Source organism: Rhodococcus sp. AD45-ID, from assembly GCF_003023755.1.
Classification (GTDB): domain Bacteria; phylum Actinomycetota; class Actinomycetes; order Mycobacteriales; family Mycobacteriaceae; genus Rhodococcus_F; species Rhodococcus_F globerula.
Window position 1 is genome coordinate 1,053,449 of the sequence record NZ_PYHL01000003.1, and the last position, 17,939, is coordinate 1,071,387.

The window sequence follows — 17,939 nt, forward strand, 5'->3', positions numbered from 1 at the left end:
CTATGGGATTCACGCGCGCGGAGTTGGAGTCGTATCGCGACGCCGAGATCGACGATCTGATCGGACCGGGTTGCCGATTGCTGTTCGTGGGTATCAACCCGGGATTGTGGACGGCGGCAACTGGTGCGCATTTTGCGAGGCCGGGTAACCGTTTCTATCCGGCGTTGTTGCGGGCAGGCATCATCGAACGCCCGATAGATCCGTCAGACGGTATGTCGGCAGCAGACACACAACACCTGATCGATCGGGGAGTGGGCATAACGAATCTCGCTGTGCGGGCAACGGCGCGGGCCGATGAATTGACGCCGGAGGAGCTGGCGGCGGGTGGAGTTCGGGTGCGAAACATCGTGCAGGACACCAAGCCTGTTGTTGTTGCCTTCGCCGGGATCACCGCCTATCGAACAGCTTTCGGCAACAAGAAAGCCAAGGCCGGCCATCAGGACCATGATTTCGAGGGGGCGAAACTCTGGATCGTGCCCAATCCGAGTGGGCTCAATGCGCACGAAACGGTGGATACGCTCGCCGCTAAATACCGCGATGCGGCCCGGGACGCCGGAATCCTGTAACTGATAGCGGAGTTCGGTAAAAGCGGCGTGAACTAGGCGCTACAGTGCAGATATGTCATTTCTTTACAATATCTTTGTAGTTATTCACCTGCTCGGTATGGCGGCCCTTGTCGGTAGCTATTTCACAGTCCTGAAGGCTCCGAAGATCACCGAGGTCATGGTCTGGGGTGCACGCCTCCAGTTCCTGTCCGGTCTCATCATCGTCGGACTCGGCGAAGGTGCCCTGGACAAGAACTACATTCACGCGAAGATCGCTGTGAAGCTTGTACTTTCACTGGCCATCGTCGCGTTGGCGGAGATCACGCGGGCCAGGCAGAAGAAGGGGCAGCCAAACCCCAACCTGGTACACGTGGTCGGTGGACTGTCCGTCGTGACTGTTTTTGTGGCTGCTCTCTGGACCTGACAAACCCACAAACAAGCCCCGGCGAATCGGAATTCGCCGGGGCTCTTTGCTATTGAACTGTCTACAGACCCGGACGCTTGCCGATCGTCAGGGTTACTTCACCGGTATGGGCAAAGAAGTCGTTGCCCTTGTCGTCTACGACGATGAACGCGGGGAAGTCCTCGACGTCGATCTTCCAGACGGCTTCCATACCCAGTTCGGCGTACTCGAGGATGTCGACCTTCTTGATGCAGTCGAGTGCCAGACGAGCCGCCGGTCCACCGATCGATCCGAGGTAGAAACCGCCGTGGGTGTTGCACGCGTCGGTGACCTGCTTGGAACGGTTTCCCTTGGCCAGCATGATCATCGAGCCACCGGCGGCCTGGAACTGCTCGACGTACGAGTCCATACGGCCGGCCGTGGTCGGGCCGAACGAACCGGAGGCCATTCCATCCGGAGTCTTGGCAGGTCCGGCGTAGTACACCGGGTGATCCTTGAGGTACTGCGGCATTTCCTCGCCGGCGTCGAGGCGCTCTTTGATCTTGGCGTGCGCGATGTCGCGGGCCACGACCAACGGACCGGTGAGCGACAGACGCGTCTTCACCGGGTGCTTGGACAGCTCGGCGAGGATCTCGGCCATGGGCTTGGTGAGGTCGATCTTGACCGCTGCGCCCTTGCCGGTTCCGGAGATTCCGTCGGTTTCGGAGTCGAGCTGCGCGTCGGTGACCTCGGGCAGGAAACGGCCCGGGTTGAATTCGAGCTGTTCGAGGAAGACACCCTCGGGCGTGATCTTCGCCTTGGCCTGGCGGTCTGCGGAGCACGACACGGCAATGGCAACGGGCAGCGAAGCGCCGTGGCGGGGGAGACGGACGACGCGGACGTCGTGGCAGAAGTACTTACCGCCGAACTGTGCGCCGATGCCGATCTTCTGCGTGAGCTCGAAGACCTTCTTCTCGAGTTCGTGATCGCGGAAGCCGCGGCCCGTGATGGCGCCTTCGGTGGGGAGCTCGTCGAGGTAGTGCGCGGACGCGTACTTGGCCGTCTTCATCGCGAACTCGGCAGACGTGCCACCGACGACGATCGCGAGGTGGTACGGCGGGCACGCTGCGGTACCGAGCGAGCGGATCTTTGCCTCGAGGAACTGCATCATCGAGTCGGGGTTCAGGATCGCTTTGGTTTCCTGGTACAGGTAGGACTTGTTTGCGCTGCCGCCGCCCTTGGCCATGAACAGGAATTTGTACGAGTTCTCGTGTCCGGCAGCAGTATCGGCGTACAGCTCGATCTGCGCGGGGAGGTTGTTTCCGGTGTTCTTCTCGTCCCACATCGTGATGGGGGCGTTCTGCGAGTAACGCAGGTTGAGGCGTGTGTAGGCGTCGTACACACCGCGGGCGATGGCCTGCTCGTCGTCACCGGGGGTCAATACGTGCTGTCCGCGCTTGCCCATGACGATGGCGGTACCGGTGTCCTGGCACATCGGGAGAACACCAGCGGCTGCGATGTTTGCGTTCTTCAGGAGATCGAGAGCAACGAACTTGTCGTTGTTGGACGCTTCGGGATCGTCGAGGATGCTCGCCAGCTGCGTCAGGTGGTCGGTGCGCAAGTAGTGGGAGATGTCGTGCAGAGCCGTTTCGGTCAGCAGACGCATCGCTTCGGGCTCGACCTTCAGGAAGGTCCGACCGTCCGGGCCTTCGACTGTCGACACCCCTTCAGTGGTGAGCAGTCGGTACTCGGTGGTGTCCTCACCGATCGGCAACAGGTCCTCATAGAGGAAGTCGGCCATCTTTTCTCCTGAACAAGGGTGCGTGCGAAGGTCTCGTTCAGGTTATCGTTGGGGGTTTTCCTCGATTACGCCGGGCGGTCGGACGGTAGTCGTGACTGGGTCGTTTGCCCTCGAAACGGAACATTTCGGGCAATAATGTCCATCTGTGCTCGGCAACTCGAGGGACGTTTTCATGAGAGGTATCCGCATAGCGCGTGCATTGATCGGTGCTGCGACGGCCGCAACCGTTCTCTTTGTCGTGTCGTCGCCGGCAGTGGCCGAGACGGGCGGTCCACGCGTGATCAGCGCCGTACCCGCGGAAGGCCGTCTCGTCGACGTCGTCGTGTATTCACCGTCGATGGATCGCGGAATTCCGGTCCAGGTGCTTCGCCCGGCCGACACGTCGACGCCCGCGCCGACGCTGTACTTGCTCAACGGAGTGGATGGTGGGAAGAACGACGCGACATGGTCGGTACGTACCGACGTGCCGGAGTTCTTCGCCGACAAGCACGTCAACGTGGTCACTCCGTTGGACGGGGCGTTCAGCTATTACACCGATTGGTTGCGGCCGGATCCGGGGCTCGCACAGATCAACGACAACAACGGCGTGAACAGGTGGACCACGTTTCTCACGTCGGAACTGCCGCACGTGATCGACGAGTATTTCGATACGACGGGCGAGAACGCACTCGGGGGGATCTCGATGGCGGGTACATCTGTGTTGAATCTGGCGATGAGTGCGCCGACGGTCTACAACAGCGTCGCTTCGTTCAGTGGCTGCGCGATGACCAGTCCCGGTCCGGGACAGGATTTCGTCAAAGTGGTCGTCGGGATCGGTGGGGGTAACCCCGAGAACATGTGGGGGCCGTACAACGACCCCGCGTGGGTTGCACACGATCCGGTGGTGAATGCGGAGAAGCTACCGCGAATTCCGATGTACATCACGACCGCAACGGGCATCCCCGGCCCGTACGACACGTTGGCAGATCCGCGAATCGACAACGACGTCGCGGTGCTGGCAGCGACGCTGGCTCTGGGTGGGGGCATCGAGGCTGCGACACATTTCTGCACAATGCAGTTGGCGGATCGCACCACCGCACTGGGCATGGATAACATCCGATACAACATCAAACCGGCCGGTACCCACTCGTGGGGCTACTGGCAGGACGACCTGCACGATTCGTGGCCGATGTTTGCCGCGTCCCTCGGCTTGTAAGGACTTTTGCATGCGTATGTCTCAGATCGCACTGGCGTGCGCCGTGTCGCTGGCGTCGGTCGTTGCTCTCCCGATCGTTGCGAGCGCGGACGAAGCAGCGCCGCCGGCACAAACCGTGTCCGCCGATGCGTCGCCGCGAATCGCCGCGACCACTTCGGTGTCGGAGCGGGAAGTGCTGCTCGACGTCGACAGTCCGGCGATGGGCCGCACGATGGCCGTGCGGGTGTTTCTCCCGGCCGATAGTTCGGAGCCTCGGCCCGTTCTGTACCTGCTCGACGGAAACTCGGGCCAGATCGAGGACAACAACTGGTTCGAACCGACGAAGGGCAATGCTCGGGAGTTCTTCGCGGACAAGAACGTTTTTGTGGTTGCGCCGATCGGCGGAACCGGAACCATGTACACCGATTGGCAGGAAGACCACCCGAAATTCGGCAAGCTCAAGTGGGAGACTTTCCTGACCAAGGAATTGCCGCCATTGATCGACGGGGCCTTCGACACCAGTGGGCGCAACGCGATCGGTGGCATCTCGATGGGGGCCGAGGCCGCGCTCATGCTTGCCCAGCGGGCACCGGATCTGTACGACGGGGTAGCTGCCTACAGTGGGTGCTACACGACGGTGGGTGGATTCGGTAAGGCTCTGACGGATCTTGTTGTCATCAACGGAATGGCCACATCGGAGCAGATGTGGGGTCCGGTGGACAGCCCCGCGTGGCGCGAGCACGACATCTTTGCCAACGCGGACAAGCTTCGCGGCACAAAGGTGTACCTGTCATCGGGCACAGGATTGCCGGGCCCCCACGAAACACTCGAGACGCCCGACCTTGCTCGGGTCGTTGTCGTCGGTGGTGTCATGGAACTCGGTGCCAATCTGTGTACCGATCAGATTTCCGGTGTTCTCCGCAGTCACGGCGTCGATGTCACGCGCAGCGCGCAACCGGTGGGCACACACGGTTGGCCGTATTGGTCCGACGAACTGGCGCGTTCCTGGCCGGTGATCGAGTCGGCTCTGTTCGACTGAACTACCCGATGATTTCCGGCGGCCGCGACGGTCTATCCCTGTGAAGACCGTCCCGACCTAAGGAGTAGTCATGCCCTCGATCACCCCGTGCCTGTGGTTCGACACGCAAGCGGAGGAAGCAGCACAGTTCTACATCTCGGTTTTCGGCAAAGGGAAAATCATCGGAATCGAGCGATACGGCGAGGGATCGCCGTCCGGTCAACCGGCAGGGTCGGTCATGACGGTGGTGTTCGAACTCGACGGACAGCGATTCACCGGGTTGAACGGCGGACCGATGTTCACGTTCTCGGAGGCGGTGTCGTTCGAGATTCCGTGCGCCGACCAGGCTGAAGTCGACCACTACTGGTCGGCTCTGACCGAGGGCGGTGAGGAAAGCCAGTGCGGTTGGCTCAAGGACAAGTTCGGTCTGTCGTGGCAGGTGGTGCCGAACCGATTGATCGAATTGATGCAGGATCCCGATCGCGCAAAAGCCCAGCGTGTGATGGACGCGATGATGCAGATGAAGAAGATCGACGTGGCAGAACTCGAACGTGCCGCACTCTGAGAGTCGACTGTGAGTGTCGACGCAAACCTGGCGGGCACGTCAGCAGCGTCGGTACACTTGAATGAGTGAATTTTCAGCTAACTGCGGCGATGGGTGACGGCCTTATATGAGTTTTTCAACCGTGTCCGATGCTGCTGTCCTGAACACGGCCCCGTCTACCTCGCGTCCTCGCGTTCACGCGTACATCGACATCGCGGTGGTCATCGCGGTTCTGGTGGGAACCAATCTGATTGCGCACTTCACCACGGTGTGGGCGAGCATCGCGACGGTTCCGATCTCGGCGCTTGTGCTCCTCGCGATGAGCAAGCGCAGAGGGCTGGGTTGGGCGGAGTTGGGTCTGTCCCCGAAGCATCTCAAAAGCGGTTCGAAGTACGCACTCATCGCGGTCGGACTGGTTCTGACCGTCGTGGCGGTCGGCGCGTTGCTGCCGCTGACCAGGCCGTTCTTCATGGCTGATCGTTACGCGACCATCTCGGGCGCCATCATCGCGTCGATGATCATCATTCCCCTGCAGACCGTCATTCCGGAGGAATTGGCATTCCGCGGTGTCCTGCACGGGACGCTTAACCGGGTCAGTGGCTTCCGGGGCGTCGCTGCAGCGGGTTCGTTGACGTTCGGGCTGTGGCACATCGCGTCGTCGATGGGTCTGACCAGTGGAAACGCGGGGCTGTCCGGCTTCCTCGGTAATGGGGTCGTCGGCCAGATCGCCGGTATTCTCGGCGCGGTTCTGGCCACCGCAGCGGCCGGTCTCGTCTTCACGTGGCTTCGCCATCGAAGTGGCAGTCTTCTTGCGCCCATCGCATTGCACTGGTCCCTGAACGGCGCGGGCGCTTTGGCCGCAGCGTTCGTGTGGCACGCCACCATGAACTGATCCGGACAATTCGAACGCGCGGTATCGCCGCGACTGTGATTTGCTCAATGAGTGATACAGCTGCATCGGGGCCATATCTTCCACATTTCCGGTAGCCCGACGGTCGAGGGCGCGGCCGACGCGCTCGTCTCCCTCCCCGACGGTGTGCTCGCGATCGACGACGCCGGTGTTGTGGCTTTCTGCGGTGAATTCGACGCGTTGCCGCAGCATCTGCACGGCGGCGACGTCCACGATCATCGCCCAGGGTTTCTGCTCCCCGGATTCATCGACACTCACGTTCACTTTCCGCAGATCTACGCCGGTGATGCCTACGGCGGTGGACAACTGCTCGAGTGGCTCGATCTCTGCGTGTTCCCCTCGGAATCACGATTGGCCGATCCGGAATTTGCCGCGCACGCCGCTGCCGCGTTCTGCGCTCGCCGGATAGCCACCGGAACTACCGCGGCAATGGTCTTCGGTTCCGCTTTTCCGCACGCGCAGGACGCGTTGTTCGCGGAAACTCAGCGAACCGGGCTTCGCCTCGTCAGCGGCCGTGGCATCCAAACCACGGGGCCCGAATCTGCAGCCGCGCTCATCACGTCCGAGGACGACGCGATCACGCTGACCCGCGACGAGATCGATCGGTGGCACGGTGCGGACACCGGTGACGTTGACACTGCTCTCCTGCACGTTGCCGTCGTACCGCGGTTTTCTCTGGCCGTGACGGCGGAGACCTTGAAGAATCTGGGGGAGTTGTACGACTCGGTGCGAGGCCGTGGCGTGTACTTCCACAGTCACCTCAACGAGAACAACAGGCCGGGCACCGGCGAAGTGGCGACGACGCTCGAGCGTTACCAGGTTCAGTCGTACCTCGATACGTACGACGGCAAGTTCCTGCCAGGCTCCGAAGTCGGTGGCAAGTCTTTCCTCGGACCCCGCGCAATTCTTGCGCACTCCGTCCACTGCCAGGATTCCGAATTGGCTCGGATGGCGGAGACCGGGACGTCGATTGCTCATTGCCCGACGTCGCAGCAGTTCCTCGGTTCCGGCACGATGCCGTGGAAGCGAACGGTGGCGGCGGGAGTCAACATCGCGATCGGTTCGGACTTCGGCGGCGGCGACGAATTCCTCCTGTCGCGGGTTCTGGGCGACGCTTTCAAAGTGCACATCTCGGAGGAGGGCGACAGCGCGCTTTCGCTCCACCCGGCCGAATTGCTGTTCACGGGAACACTGGCCGGAGCGCGTGCGCTGGACATGGAGAACCGCATCGGAAACCTCGACGCCGGTAAAGAGGCAGATTTCCTCGTCGTTGATCCGGCCGGGTGGCCGGCGCTGGGCAGTCTGATCAACTTCGGCACGCGGTCGCCGGATCCGATTCTCGCGCGTGATCAAACTTTGTTCGGTTTGTTGATGGCGATGCGTGAGCCGGCGATCTCGCACGTGTACGTCCAGGGTCGCAGGGTGTCGACCTGACGTGTCCGGTTCGGCGACGGTTGTCACGGCCTATCACCGCCCCGAGAACGGTGGCGACGAGCTGTTCGCTGAGTGGGCCGCTCAGGCCGTCGTAACGGCAAAATCGGCTCGGGGTTATCTCGGCAGCGCAGTCAGTGACGGTTCAGAGCTTTCCGATTACGGTGTGTCCCATACCTTTTCCGGCGTCGACGAGCTGCATGGCTGGCTCGACTCTCCTGAGCATGCACGCGTCGTGGAGGACGGTGTGGCGCGCGGGGTCCGGGCCAAGAGTTCGGACCTTGTCCTGGTGGACGATGCCGTGCCGCCGCCCGGCATCGGCGTGTACGACCACACGGTTGTCGCCGGACGGCAAGACGAATTTCTGCGGACCCAGCATCGCCTGATCGCGGAAAGTTCGCGTTTCTCGGGGTACGAGAGTGCATTGCTGCTGTGCTCGACTGCCGATGCGACGCGGTGGCAATCGGTTCTGCGCTTCCGGACGGAACCGCAACTGTCCGCGTGGATGCGATCGGAGCAGCGGGCGGCGGTGTTGCCTGCGCTTCGCGAGGAGTTGGCGGAAGACTTCACCGAATCCGTGCGCTCCACCCCTTTCGGCACGATCTTGCGCACCGAGAACGGGCAGACGCGGGCGACTCCGAACTGGAAGACCGCGATGATCATTCTTCTGGTCCTCTACCCGACAGTGATGACGTTGTCGCGATTTCTCGGTCCGGTGCTCGACGGGATCGGCGCACCGCCCTGGCTGTCGATGTGGCTGAGCCAGATCGTCAGCGTTGGGGCGATGACGTGGTTCCTGATGCCGGCGGCGACGCGTCGGTTCGGTCGATGGCTCGACCCGTTCGACGGAGCGAAACTACGCACGAACGTCCTCGGCACCGCCGCTGTCCTGGCGATATATGCCGGGACGCTCGGGCTGTTCGCTTCCGTGAAGTGGTTGCAGTTCTGGGACTACTTCGACTGAATCCTGCCGCGCCGGAAGTACGTGATCGGTCCGAAAAAGTTGATCGCGATGATCGCAGCCCACTTGGCCTTACTGCCGTTGACCGCCGCACGATCGCGCTTCGCGAGATCGGCCCAGGCGGCGATTGCCAGAATCGACTGGATCGACCCCATCACGATCACAATGCGTCGTTGGCGCGGTGAGAGTTCACTCCATGACTTCTTGTTGCGGCTCATGACATCAACTGTGCCCGATGCGTCTGCAACGGCCCGGACATTTGGTGTGAATAGCATCACGTTCTGGGAGGTCGGGTTTGTTTCGGGCTTCGTTTCGATCGGACTCCCCAGGCATCAATGTTCTGTTAATCGCAGCCGTGGCTGAAGAGTTGCGCGGCATGGCGTCCGTGCGCCGATCGGCCTCGCGGGGAATCGTCCCATTCCTGGTCAGGGCGGCGCTAGTGCTGAAACAGGAACAATTAAGTTAGGCTTACCAACATCATTTGGCCGAATTGAGAGATTGCGAAGTAATAACCACTAATGGAAACCGTGTTCGGATATCGTTAAAAATAGGGCGAATTATCTCGATCGGATCACGCCTCCTGGGCGTTACCTGTGAATATGCGTTTGCCGCCTAGGTCCGAAGATGTAACGTCCCGGACACATTTGGTGTCGCGGAAGTAACGGAAGACCTCTAGTCTTAGCCCAGCAGGTCAGCAAGAGGGCCTGTTAGACCACTGATGTTTCATCTTCGACAGGAGTTAACACATGACCAGCGCTGAACTCTCGGGCCAGTTCTCTTTCATCACCGACTTCCTCAGCAACGCATCTGACCTGTTCAGTGCTCTGACGTTCTTCACGTCGCTCAGCTGATAACTTCCGGCCGCTACGGCCGATGACGATGGCCCTCGAAACGAAAGTTTCGGGGGCCATCGTTTTTGTTGTCGCTGGTCACGGCGGTGGTGTGGCTGGTGTTGGTCAAGTGCAAGGCGGTGGCCTTGTGACTGTGGTGCAATCGAGTGAATAAAGAAACTCGACTTTCCGCCTAGATCGGGCGGGATACGCCGATGATCGGAGCAGTGTGCACGTCTCACGAAGAAGTTTGTTCAAGTACGCGGCCGCAGGTTCTGCCGCCGCTGGACTGGCCGCGCTCAGTGGCACGGCGACGGTGGCCAATGCCGGCTCGCTCGGAACTCTGCTCGACTACTCCGCCGGGGTCCCGTCGGCGCAGTCGATTCGGGCGGGCGGCTACGCGGGCGCGATCCGCTACGTATCCGACCGCCGCCCTGACGCAAACTGGATGGTGGGGAAGCCAGTCAAAGCGGGTGAAGTGAACGCTCTGACAGCAGCGGGACTGCAGGTCGTGTCCTGCTATCAGTTCGGAAAAAGTGCGACGGCCGATTGGCGTGAAGGCCGCGAAGGCGGCAAGAGGCATGCAACACGGGGCCTCGAATTGCACCGTCAAGCGGGTGGACCCGAGGGGCGTCCGATCTACGCGTCCATTGACGACAACCCGTCGCCGGCCGAGATCAACAACCTCATCAGGCCCTATCTCGAGGGATGGGCGTCGGTAGTCGGCAATCAGAATCTTGGTATCTACGGAAACACCGGCGTGCTCGACGCGATGATCGGCGTGGGGGTCGGAACCTGGTACTGGCAACATAATTGGGGCTCGCCGAAGGGCTACGTCCATCCTCGGGCGCACCTGCATCAGTTCGAGATCGACAAGCGTACGGTCGACGGTATCGGCGTCGACCTGAATTCGATCCTTGCCCTCGACTACGGGCAGTGGTCATTGGCCGGTTCGATCGTGCCCAACATTCCGATCGGCTCTATCGCACCATAGCGCCGAATTTTGCCAACCAGGCGCGGGCATCCTCGGGAAGGTTGCCCGCGGCTTCGGCGGCCAAGCACCAGGCTTTGGTCATCGCCAGGAAATTCATCGGGTTGTATGCGTCTTCCTCGCGGGAGAACAATCCGTCTCCGGCATAGTGCAGGATCGTGATGTTCGCGGCGCCGTGAGTGGATCCGTCGCCCGGGTCTTCCATAGGATTGTCGATTTCGCAGATGATCCACCCGCGCTCCTCGTCGATCACGTACCAGTTTGCGGGGAACTCCGTCATGCGTTTTCCCGGGAACTCGGTCATCGTGCGGGTGACCCACTTGCGCACGGCCTCACGGCCGTTGAGGGTCCCGAAGGCATGCTCGACGTAGACGACGTCCTCGGTGAACATGTCGGCAAACGCATTCCAATCGCCGCTGCGCGTGCATTCGACGACGGTGTTCTGGAAACCCGTAAAGGCCTGATCGAGTTCAGCGCGTGTCCATGCCATGTGTGACTCCTCGGGTAGACGACCGAGTCAAATTAGAACATGTTCTCGTGTCCGAGAGGTGCGGATTCGGCCGATCTTGTGTTGCGGTACCGTCGTTGACGGGTCGGGACCCGTATTTGCGAGAGGAAATATTTTCATGGAGTTTCTCATCGACTTCATCTACACCCTGCTGTCGAAGCTGCAGATTGCCGGCAGCATCGAAGGCGCTTCGGAGAAGTAGCACCTCCCGCAGTTCTTACGGCCGTGTCATTCTTGCGGCCGCGACGTGGTTGATTCCCTGTGCGGCGCTTTCCGTTTGGGAATCAACCACGCGAAGATCATCGCTACGGCCGCCGCGACAATCGAAATCACGAACGTGGCTTTGAACATATCGAGCGTGGGGTAGACGCGGTCGTGGACCATGATGGTGGCACCGGCAAGCACAACGCTCACCACGGCGGCGGAACTCGAGGTTCCGATCGACCGCATCAGTGAGTTCAAACCATTCGCGGCAGCCGATTCCGTGATCGGAACCGAGCTCATGATGAGGGCCGGCATCGCCGAGAATGTCAGTCCCACACCAGCTCCGATCACCATTCCGGCCAGCGCGACTTGCCACACCGCGGACGTCGCGAAGAGGGCGGCGACGTAACCGAGTCCGATGACCAGCGATCCGGTCAGCAAGGTGATGCGCGGACCCTTCCAATCCGAGATGCGGGCGGAAACGGGGGAGAGTGCCATCATCACCAGTCCGGCGGGTGCGAGTACCAGGCCGGTGGTCACCATCGACAATCCGAATCCGTAGCCGGTGTCCTTCGGAGCCATGAGAAGTTGTGGCAACGACAGCGAATTCCCGTACATCGAAAAGCCGATGGCAATGGATGCGAGGTTGGTGAACAATACTTGTTTACGTGCCGCGATTCGCAGATTCACCAGCGGCGCACTGCGTCTGAGCTCCCAGAAGCCCCACACCACGAAGATGACGACCGACGACGCCAGTAGCCCCAGGGTCTTGGGATCGGTCCATCCCCACGTGCCGCCCTTGGTGATCGGCAGGAGCAGGGCGATCAGGGCAGCGGCCAGGCCGAGGGCGCCGACGAAGTCGAAACGTCCCGGCTTGCGGACGGATGACTCGGGAATGACGAAGAACACCAACAACATACAGAGGCAACCCAGAGCCGCGGACACGACAAACAGAAAGTGCCAATCGGCGCTCTGAGCGATGAGCGCGGCGATGGGCAGGCCGACAGCGCCGCCGACGCCCAGGGTGGCGCTCATGACGGCCATCGCGCCGCCCACCTTCTTCGGTGGCAGAACGTCACGCAGGATGGCAATGCCCAGCGGGATGGCACCAACGGAGGCGCCTTGGAGCGCGCGCCCGATCACCAGCACGATGAGCGACGACGACAGCGCGCAGATGACGGAACCGAGAACCACCAGGCCGAGACTGACCAGGATCATGCGTTTCTTGCCGAACATGTCGCCGAGGCGGCCGCTGATCGGGGTGATGACAGCAGCGGCGAGAAGCGTGGCGGTGATGGCCCACGACGTGTCGGCCGGCGACGCGTTCAGCAGGCTCGGTAGCTGAGGGATGATCGGGACGACCAGCGTCTGCATCAGGGCGACGACGATCCCGCACAGGCCGAGGACAGTGAGGATCAATCGTGGGCGCGGGGACACTGTCGCGTCGACGGCTGTATCCGTGTTCGACGGATGGGCGTGAACGGACATTCGGCTCCCGAAGTATGTGGGTAGCGCTTGCCACCTATTCTGTGCACGCTACACATTCTGTGTATCCTGCACAACGTGACGAATGCGCACGGACAAAAGCCGGACCCAGACCGCGACCTTGTCGACATCGAATACGAGTTGACGCTGTTGTCGCGGTATCACGCCCTGGCACAGCGCGCCGAACTTCATCTGGACCGCTCGGCATACCTGCTACTCGGGCGCCTGGAACTACAACAACCGATGAGCTTGAAAGAGCTGTCCTGCGCCTTCGGATTGGACATCTCGACCATCAATCGGCAGATCGGCGCTCTCCGTCGCCAAGGCTTGGTCGAACGCGTCGAAGACCCGGACGGCGGACTCGCGAGAAAGGTCCGCCCCACCGAGTCCGGTCTGGCACAACTGCGCGCAGACCGTGAACATTCGACTGCCGGTGTGGCAAAGGTGGTGCGAAACTGGACGCCGGAGTCGCGTCGGGCGTTGGGTGACCTACTGCGGCACTTGAACCAATCGGTGGAAGAACTCGAAGGTCGGACCTGGCCGCGGCCGGCACCCGACGATCACGTCTGAGTGTGAGCTAGCGTCGAATCCGGTTCGGGCGCAATCACAACCAGTTTCGGCCGGTCGTCCGGCGACGAGTGATTTCCGCGCCACGACATCAGTGACCACCGAGACAACGCGGAAAACGCCGATCCGAGACTGGCAAAGGAACCAGAGCTCAGGATCGACCCGGCCGAACCGATGCTGCCGATCGACAGTATCGAGAAGGCACTGCCGATCGACAAGATCGAGTGAGTGCTACCGATCGAAAGAATCGATCCTTCGGAGCGGATCGACAGAATTGATCTGGAATGTCCCATTCCTTGGTCTATCACGAGCACTGCACACACAAAAGAGGCCCGCCGAAAATTCGGCGAGCCTCTTTGCGTCGTTTGTGGATCAAGCCACTGCGAACATACCCACGGTCGGCAGGAAGCTGCAGGTGATGCGATCTGCGCCTTCGGGCTGGGTGGTCAGCGAACCGCTGATCACGGACAGCACGCGTCCCGGGCCGGTGTCGGCGATAGCCGACAGGGTGGCGGGGCCGTCCGGGTTGATGCGAGCGGCCGTGGTGAGATTCTGCGTAGCGCTGCGACCGTTGTCGATGTTGATCCAGGTGACCGTCAGCGGGACGGGCTGGTCATCGGTGGCCGGAGCAGTGCCAAGCGCGGTGAAGACAAACCCGGCCTGACCTGCGGCAGGTCCCGGAGGCGGCAGGTGTGCCGGGCCGGGAACGGCAAGTGCGGTGCCGACGGAATCAGCCGTCGCGGAGATGCAGCCCTTGCCCAGAGTCGGGTACAGGAACTGTGCGATGACGGGTGCGTTCTCGTCCGGAATCGCCGGTCCGCCGCCGCCGCTGCCGTCGAGGAAGGTGATGACCTTCTCGAGCGTCGCCTTGATCTCGGGCGGGAGTCCGGCGGAATTGAGAATCGCGCGAGCCTGTGCAAGCAGATCGGCCTGCGGATTGCCGGCGACCTGGGTGACGCCCTGGGCGTCGACGGGTCCTGCGGCTGCGCCGATGATGGCGGGAGCAAACGATGCCAGGAACTCGATCGGCACACTGTCCGGTGTCGGCGCGGGAGCCGGATCGGCCATTGCCTGTCCCGGCAATGCAAGTCCTGCTGCTGCGGCAATTGCGACGGCGGTGAACGCCTTACGCATACCTCGGGTTCGAAGCACTGTTTCCCCATCCTTAGTCAGACCGCGCAGGCGCCGTAGCGCCTGCGTTGACGGCTCGAGGGGTCACTCTATGTAAGTGAGCCCCGGGTTGTACAGCCGTTCAGTTTCTGAGCAGCTACGGATCCCGGTGGAGTCTATTACATGACTGGCCTCGAAATGATTGCTTGCAGACCATACCCTGTGACAGAAGTGATCAATGTGAATATTGATGCAACTGTTATGTCGGTTCAGGCGGTTTCAGACGTCAGCTTTTTGCCGAATCTGCGACAAGCTCATCGATCTTCCGAGCAAACTTCACGTCGAGCTCGGTAATGCCGCCCGCCGAATGTGTCGACAGTGTGTAGGTGACTTTCCGCCACCGGACGTCCATGTCGGGATGATGATCGGCGGCTTCGGCAGCTGCGGCGACGTCCTGAAGCAGCGCGACGGCTTCGGGAAATGTCGCGGATTCGACGACCCGCGTAATTGCATTATCGGATCTGTGCCAGTCGGGCAGTTCCGCGAGAGCAGCGTCGATCGCGGAATCGGACATCACGGAAGCCATACTCCATCATGGTGTCATGAGCGACGAGGCTGCAAGGGCTGGCGGGGCTGCCGACGAGTACGAGATAGTGGCCGGTGCAATCTTCCGTGATGGCCGGTTGTTGCTGGCGCAGCGCATCCGCCCGCCGGAGTTGGCGGGGATGTGGGAGCTTCCGGGTGGCAAAGTCGAGGCGTTCGAGACGCCGCAACACGCTCTCGAGAGGGAACTGGCAGAAGAATTAGGTGTTGTTGTCCGCTGCGGGCGTCGAATCGGCGTCGACGTTGCACTGGGTCGCGGACGAGTTCTGCGAGCGTATCGAGTGGACATCCTGGCCGGGGAGCCCGCGGCACTGGATCATGCGCAGCTTGCGTGGGTGGACGCCGACGATCTGGAAAAGTTCGACATGGTGGTGAACGATCAGGCGTGGATACCGGATCTGCTCACCGAATTGCGCAGGCTCAGGCTGCCCGAGCCATCTTGAGGCCGACCTTGAGTTCCTTCTTGGAGGCGCCGTTGTTCTCGAGCTTCCGCATCCGCATGATCACGACCGGACACTTCACGCAGCGAGTCTTCTTGCGGCAGCACTTCTTCTTGGGCTTGAGCTGCGAAACTTTGCTTGGCTTAACTTTTCCCATGTGGCACTGCGTCTTTCCTTCAACGGCGATGGCGGAGAACCGCACTGCAGACAAGGTTAGCGTAACCTTAAAAGCGCTGAATTGCCAGCAAAAGATTTACCTGCTGCAGTAGTGGCGAAAATCACTATCTGCAGGTCGTGGCCGTGATAGAGGACGCACTTTGCGCGAGCAGGTCTTCGGAGCGAGTAGTATTTACTAGGCCGCGGTGCCTTCTCGAGGCGATTCGTGCACGTACTCGGATCACACATTCGTGCAGCGGCCACCAGAAGAGCCGTGCGATGCGAGTTTCGCGTGGCCGATTACTTAGCCGAATTACTCAGCCAGGAGAGCCATCGCGTGACCACCACCAGCTTCCGTAACGTTGCCATCGTCGCACACGTCGACCACGGCAAGACCACCCTCGTTGACGCCATGCTTCGTCAGTCCGGCGCCTTCGAGGAGCGCGCCGAGCTGGTCGATCGCGTCATGGACTCAGGAGACCTCGAGCGCGAGAAGGGAATCACGATTCTCGCGAAGAACACCTCCGTACACAAGCGCAACGACGACGGCTCGATCACCGTCATCAACGTCATCGACACCCCCGGCCACGCCGACTTCGGTGGAGAGGTCGAGCGCGGCCTGTCCATGGTCGACGGTGTCGTTCTGCTCGTCGACGCTTCCGAGGGCCCGCTTCCTCAGACGCGCTTCGTGCTGCGCAAGGCGCTTGCTGCGTCGCTGCCCGTCATCCTGGTCGTCAACAAGACCGACCGCCCTGACGCCCGCATCGAAGAGGTTGTCTCCGAGGCACAGGATCTGCTCCTCGACCTCGCATCGGACCTGTCCGACGAAGCCGCCGAAGCCGCTGAGCTCGCGCTCGGTCTCCCCGTCCTCTACGCCTCCGGCCGTGAGGGCAAGGCCTCGACCGTGCAGCCCGAAAACGGCCAGGCACCCGACGCTGAAGACCTCACCGCACTTTTCCAGGTCTTGATGGAGTACGTCCCGGCCCCCAAGGGCACGTCCGACGCACCCCTGCAGGCTCACGTCACCAACCTCGACGCGTCCGCATTCCTCGGCCGCCTCGCGCTGGTTCGTATCCACAACGGTGAGCTGCGCAAGGGCCAGACAGTGTCCTGGTGCCGCGAGGTCGACGGCGAGCCCGTCATCACCAAGACCAAGATCACCGAACTGCTCACCACCATCGGTGTCGAGCGCGTTCCGGCAGAGGTTGCCTACGCAGGCGACATCTGCGCAGTGGCAGGCTTCCCGGACATCATGATCGGCGACACCCTCGCTGATCTCGAGAACCCGGTGCCGCTGCCCCGCATCACCGTCGATCAGCCGGCCATCTCGGTCACGATCGGCACCAACACGTCGCCGCTCGTCGGCCGCGTCAAGGGTCACAAGCTGACCTCGCGCATGGTCAAGGCTCGCCTCGACCAGGAGCTCGTCGGTAACGTCTCGCTCAAGGTCCTCGACATCGGTCGCCCCGATGCGTGGGAGGTCCAGGGTCGTGGAGAGCTCGCTCTCGCCATCCTCGTCGAGCAGATGCGTCGCGAGGGCTTCGAGCTCACCGTCGGTAAGCCGCAGGTTGTCACCCAGGTCGTCGACGGCAAGGTTCACGAGCCGTTCGAAGAGCTGACCATCGACAGCCCGGAGGAATACCTCGGCGCCATCACGCAGCTCCTCGCAAACCGCAAGGGCAAGATGGTCCAGATGTCGAACCACGGCCAGGGCTGGGTTCGCATGGAGTTCATCGTTCCTTCGCGTGGACTCATCGGTTTCCGTACGGAATTCCTCACGGATACCCGCGGAACCGGTATCGCCAACGCCGTGTTCGACGGTTACGGCCCGTGGGCCGGCGAGATCCGTGCGCGCCACACCGGTTCGCTCGTTTCGGACCGCTCCGGCACCGTCACCCCGTTCGCCATGATCCAGTTGGCTGACCGTGGAACGTTCTTCGTCGAGCCCGGCGCAGACACCTACGAGGGCATGGTCGTGGGCATCAACCCGCGTCAGGAAGACCTCGACATCAACGTCACCCGCGAGAAGAAGCTGACCAATATGCGTCAGTCTTCCGCAGACGTGATGGAGACCCTCGCAAAGCCGATCAAGCTCGAACTCGAAGCAGCCATGGAATTCTGCTCCGGCGACGAGTGCGTCGAGGTCACCCCGGAGGACGTCCGCGTCCGCAAGGTGCACCTCAACGCAACCGAGCGCGCTCGTGAGCGTTCACGCAGCAAGTCCCGCGACAAGGCTTCTCTGTAGTCTTTCGCAGTAACAATCATGACAAGGCGAATGT

The 17,939-nt window shown here is 61.6% G+C and carries 20 protein-coding genes; 12 read left to right on the plus strand and 8 right to left on the minus strand.

Translation table 11 applies throughout. The annotated features are described in order from the left end of the window. Positions 1-2 precede the first annotated feature (2 nt). The gene (locus C7T36_RS29105; RefSeq protein WP_033234481.1) at positions 3-566 is read left to right on the plus strand and encodes a mismatch-specific DNA-glycosylase; all 564 of its coding nucleotides are present in this window, start codon (positions 3-5) and stop codon (positions 564-566) included. Between the two features lie 52 nt (positions 567-618). Continuing rightward, entirely contained in the window at positions 619-969 is a 351-nt protein-coding gene (locus tag C7T36_RS29110) for a hypothetical protein (protein WP_033234480.1), read from the plus strand. A 61-nt stretch (positions 970-1,030) separates the two neighbouring features. On the opposite strand, the gene C7T36_RS29115 is transcribed toward C7T36_RS29110, so the two are convergent. Beyond that, positions 1,031-2,728, minus strand: a complete 1,698-nt coding sequence (locus C7T36_RS29115) for a fumarate hydratase (protein WP_045069433.1) — start codon at positions 2,726-2,728, stop codon at positions 1,031-1,033. Between the two features lie 172 nt (positions 2,729-2,900). Between C7T36_RS29115 and C7T36_RS29120 the strand changes: the two genes are divergently transcribed. The 6 genes from C7T36_RS29120 to C7T36_RS29145 all read left to right on the plus strand — a co-directional run bounded on the left by C7T36_RS29120 (position 2,901) and on the right by C7T36_RS29145 (position 8,769). Then, complete coding sequence (locus C7T36_RS29120) at positions 2,901-3,923, plus strand: alpha/beta hydrolase family protein (protein WP_045069435.1); 1,023 nt, start codon at positions 2,901-2,903, stop codon at positions 3,921-3,923. A gap of 10 nt (positions 3,924-3,933) precedes the next feature. Next, positions 3,934-4,941: an alpha/beta hydrolase family protein gene (locus C7T36_RS29125; protein ID WP_045069438.1), complete on the plus strand. Its 1,008-nt coding sequence runs from the start codon at positions 3,934-3,936 to the stop codon at positions 4,939-4,941. A 70-nt stretch (positions 4,942-5,011) separates the two neighbouring features. Next, a complete protein-coding gene (locus C7T36_RS29130) occupies positions 5,012-5,485 on the plus strand; it encodes a VOC family protein (protein ID WP_033234476.1) in 474 nt (157 codons plus the stop codon). A gap of 106 nt (positions 5,486-5,591) precedes the next feature. Then, a complete protein-coding gene (locus C7T36_RS29135; protein ID WP_033234475.1) occupies positions 5,592-6,356 on the plus strand; it encodes a CPBP family intramembrane glutamic endopeptidase in 765 nt (254 codons plus the stop codon). 51 nt (positions 6,357-6,407) lie between these two features. Further along, positions 6,408-7,808: an amidohydrolase family protein gene (locus C7T36_RS29140; RefSeq protein WP_045069441.1), complete on the plus strand. Its 1,401-nt coding sequence runs from the start codon at positions 6,408-6,410 to the stop codon at positions 7,806-7,808. A 1-nt stretch (position 7,809) separates the two neighbouring features. Continuing rightward, on the plus strand, positions 7,810-8,769 hold the full coding sequence (locus C7T36_RS29145) for an antibiotic biosynthesis monooxygenase (protein ID WP_033234473.1): 960 nt from the start codon (positions 7,810-7,812) through the stop codon (positions 8,767-8,769). Here C7T36_RS29145 and C7T36_RS29150 read toward each other — a convergent pair. Continuing rightward, a complete protein-coding gene (locus C7T36_RS29150) occupies positions 8,757-8,984 on the minus strand; it encodes a PLDc N-terminal domain-containing protein (RefSeq protein WP_033234609.1) in 228 nt (75 codons plus the stop codon). The two genes, C7T36_RS29145 and C7T36_RS29150, sit on opposite strands and share 13 nt — an antisense overlap. 841 nt (positions 8,985-9,825) lie before the next feature. Between C7T36_RS29150 and C7T36_RS29155 the strand changes: the two genes are divergently transcribed. Beyond that, positions 9,826-10,590, plus strand: coding sequence for a DUF1906 domain-containing protein (locus C7T36_RS29155; protein ID WP_033234472.1), 765 nt, complete (start codon positions 9,826-9,828; stop codon positions 10,588-10,590). On the opposite strand, the gene C7T36_RS29160 is transcribed toward C7T36_RS29155, so the two are convergent. After that, positions 10,577-11,077 (minus strand): nuclear transport factor 2 family protein, encoded by a 501-nt coding sequence (locus C7T36_RS29160; RefSeq protein ID WP_033234471.1) that lies wholly within the window; start codon positions 11,075-11,077, stop codon positions 10,577-10,579. The genes C7T36_RS29155 and C7T36_RS29160 overlap by 14 nt on opposite strands. A gap of 246 nt (positions 11,078-11,323) precedes the next feature. After that, positions 11,324-12,787 carry an MFS transporter gene (locus C7T36_RS29165; protein WP_045069443.1) on the minus strand — a complete coding sequence of 488 codons (1,464 nt, stop codon included), beginning with the start codon at positions 12,785-12,787 and terminating at the stop codon, positions 11,324-11,326. Between the two features lie 75 nt (positions 12,788-12,862). On the opposite strand from C7T36_RS29165, the gene C7T36_RS29170 reads away from it, so the two are divergent. Then, positions 12,863-13,354: a MarR family winged helix-turn-helix transcriptional regulator gene (locus C7T36_RS29170; RefSeq protein WP_045069445.1), complete on the plus strand. Its 492-nt coding sequence runs from the start codon at positions 12,863-12,865 to the stop codon at positions 13,352-13,354. Here C7T36_RS29170 and C7T36_RS29175 read toward each other — a convergent pair. From C7T36_RS29175 to C7T36_RS29185, 3 genes are all read right to left on the minus strand, one after another. Further along, entirely contained in the window at positions 13,345-13,644 is a 300-nt protein-coding gene (locus tag C7T36_RS29175; RefSeq protein ID WP_045069448.1) for a hypothetical protein, read from the minus strand. The genes C7T36_RS29170 and C7T36_RS29175 overlap by 10 nt on opposite strands. Before the next feature lie 79 nt (positions 13,645-13,723). After that, positions 13,724-14,485: a hypothetical protein gene (locus C7T36_RS29180; protein ID WP_045069450.1), complete on the minus strand. Its 762-nt coding sequence runs from the start codon at positions 14,483-14,485 to the stop codon at positions 13,724-13,726. A 262-nt stretch (positions 14,486-14,747) separates the two neighbouring features. Further along, positions 14,748-15,047, minus strand: coding sequence for a 4a-hydroxytetrahydrobiopterin dehydratase (locus tag C7T36_RS29185; RefSeq protein ID WP_045069454.1), 300 nt, complete (start codon positions 15,045-15,047; stop codon positions 14,748-14,750). A gap of 16 nt (positions 15,048-15,063) precedes the next feature. Here C7T36_RS29185 and C7T36_RS29190 point away from each other — a divergent pair, with 16 nt between their 5' ends. Then, the gene (locus tag C7T36_RS29190; RefSeq protein WP_045069456.1) at positions 15,064-15,507 is read left to right on the plus strand and encodes a (deoxy)nucleoside triphosphate pyrophosphohydrolase; all 444 of its coding nucleotides are present in this window, start codon (positions 15,064-15,066) and stop codon (positions 15,505-15,507) included. Here the strand turns inward: C7T36_RS29190 and C7T36_RS30355 are convergent. Then, positions 15,485-15,661, minus strand: a complete 177-nt coding sequence (locus tag C7T36_RS30355) for a hypothetical protein (protein ID WP_092807195.1) — start codon at positions 15,659-15,661, stop codon at positions 15,485-15,487. The two genes, C7T36_RS29190 and C7T36_RS30355, sit on opposite strands and share 23 nt — an antisense overlap. 336 nt (positions 15,662-15,997) lie before the next feature. Between C7T36_RS30355 and typA the strand changes: the two genes are divergently transcribed. After that, positions 15,998-17,905, plus strand: a complete 1,908-nt coding sequence (gene typA / locus C7T36_RS29200; protein ID WP_045069461.1) for a translational GTPase TypA — start codon at positions 15,998-16,000, stop codon at positions 17,903-17,905. The last annotated feature ends 34 nt before the right edge of the window (positions 17,906-17,939 follow it).

Bases quoted from the DNA above. Each gene is read 5' to 3' on its own strand.
- C7T36_RS29105 (WP_033234481.1), top strand. From the start codon at position 3: ATGGGATTCACGCGCGCGGAGTTGGAGTCGTATCGCGACGCCGAGATC.
- C7T36_RS29110 (WP_033234480.1), top strand. From the start codon at position 619: ATGTCATTTCTTTACAATATCTTTGTAGTTATTCACCTGCTCGGTATG.
- C7T36_RS29115 (WP_045069433.1), bottom strand. From the start codon at position 2,728: ATGGCCGACTTCCTCTATGAGGACCTGTTGCCGATCGGTGAGGACACC.
- C7T36_RS29120 (WP_045069435.1), top strand. From the start codon at position 2,901: ATGAGAGGTATCCGCATAGCGCGTGCATTGATCGGTGCTGCGACGGCC.
- C7T36_RS29125 (WP_045069438.1), top strand. From the start codon at position 3,934: ATGCGTATGTCTCAGATCGCACTGGCGTGCGCCGTGTCGCTGGCGTCG.
- C7T36_RS29130 (WP_033234476.1), top strand. From the start codon at position 5,012: ATGCCCTCGATCACCCCGTGCCTGTGGTTCGACACGCAAGCGGAGGAA.
- C7T36_RS29135 (WP_033234475.1), top strand. From the start codon at position 5,592: ATGAGTTTTTCAACCGTGTCCGATGCTGCTGTCCTGAACACGGCCCCG.
- C7T36_RS29150 (WP_033234609.1), bottom strand. From the start codon at position 8,984: ATGAGCCGCAACAAGAAGTCATGGAGTGAACTCTCACCGCGCCAACGA.
- C7T36_RS29160 (WP_033234471.1), bottom strand. From the start codon at position 11,077: ATGGCATGGACACGCGCTGAACTCGATCAGGCCTTTACGGGTTTCCAG.
- C7T36_RS29165 (WP_045069443.1), bottom strand. From the start codon at position 12,787: ATGTCCGTTCACGCCCATCCGTCGAACACGGATACAGCCGTCGACGCG.
- C7T36_RS29175 (WP_045069448.1), bottom strand. From the start codon at position 13,644: ATGGGACATTCCAGATCAATTCTGTCGATCCGCTCCGAAGGATCGATT.
- C7T36_RS29180 (WP_045069450.1), bottom strand. From the start codon at position 14,485: ATGCGTAAGGCGTTCACCGCCGTCGCAATTGCCGCAGCAGCAGGACTT.
- C7T36_RS29185 (WP_045069454.1), bottom strand. From the start codon at position 15,047: ATGGCTTCCGTGATGTCCGATTCCGCGATCGACGCTGCTCTCGCGGAA.
- C7T36_RS29190 (WP_045069456.1), top strand. From the start codon at position 15,064: ATGAGCGACGAGGCTGCAAGGGCTGGCGGGGCTGCCGACGAGTACGAG.
- C7T36_RS30355 (WP_092807195.1), bottom strand. From the start codon at position 15,661: ATGGGAAAAGTTAAGCCAAGCAAAGTTTCGCAGCTCAAGCCCAAGAAG.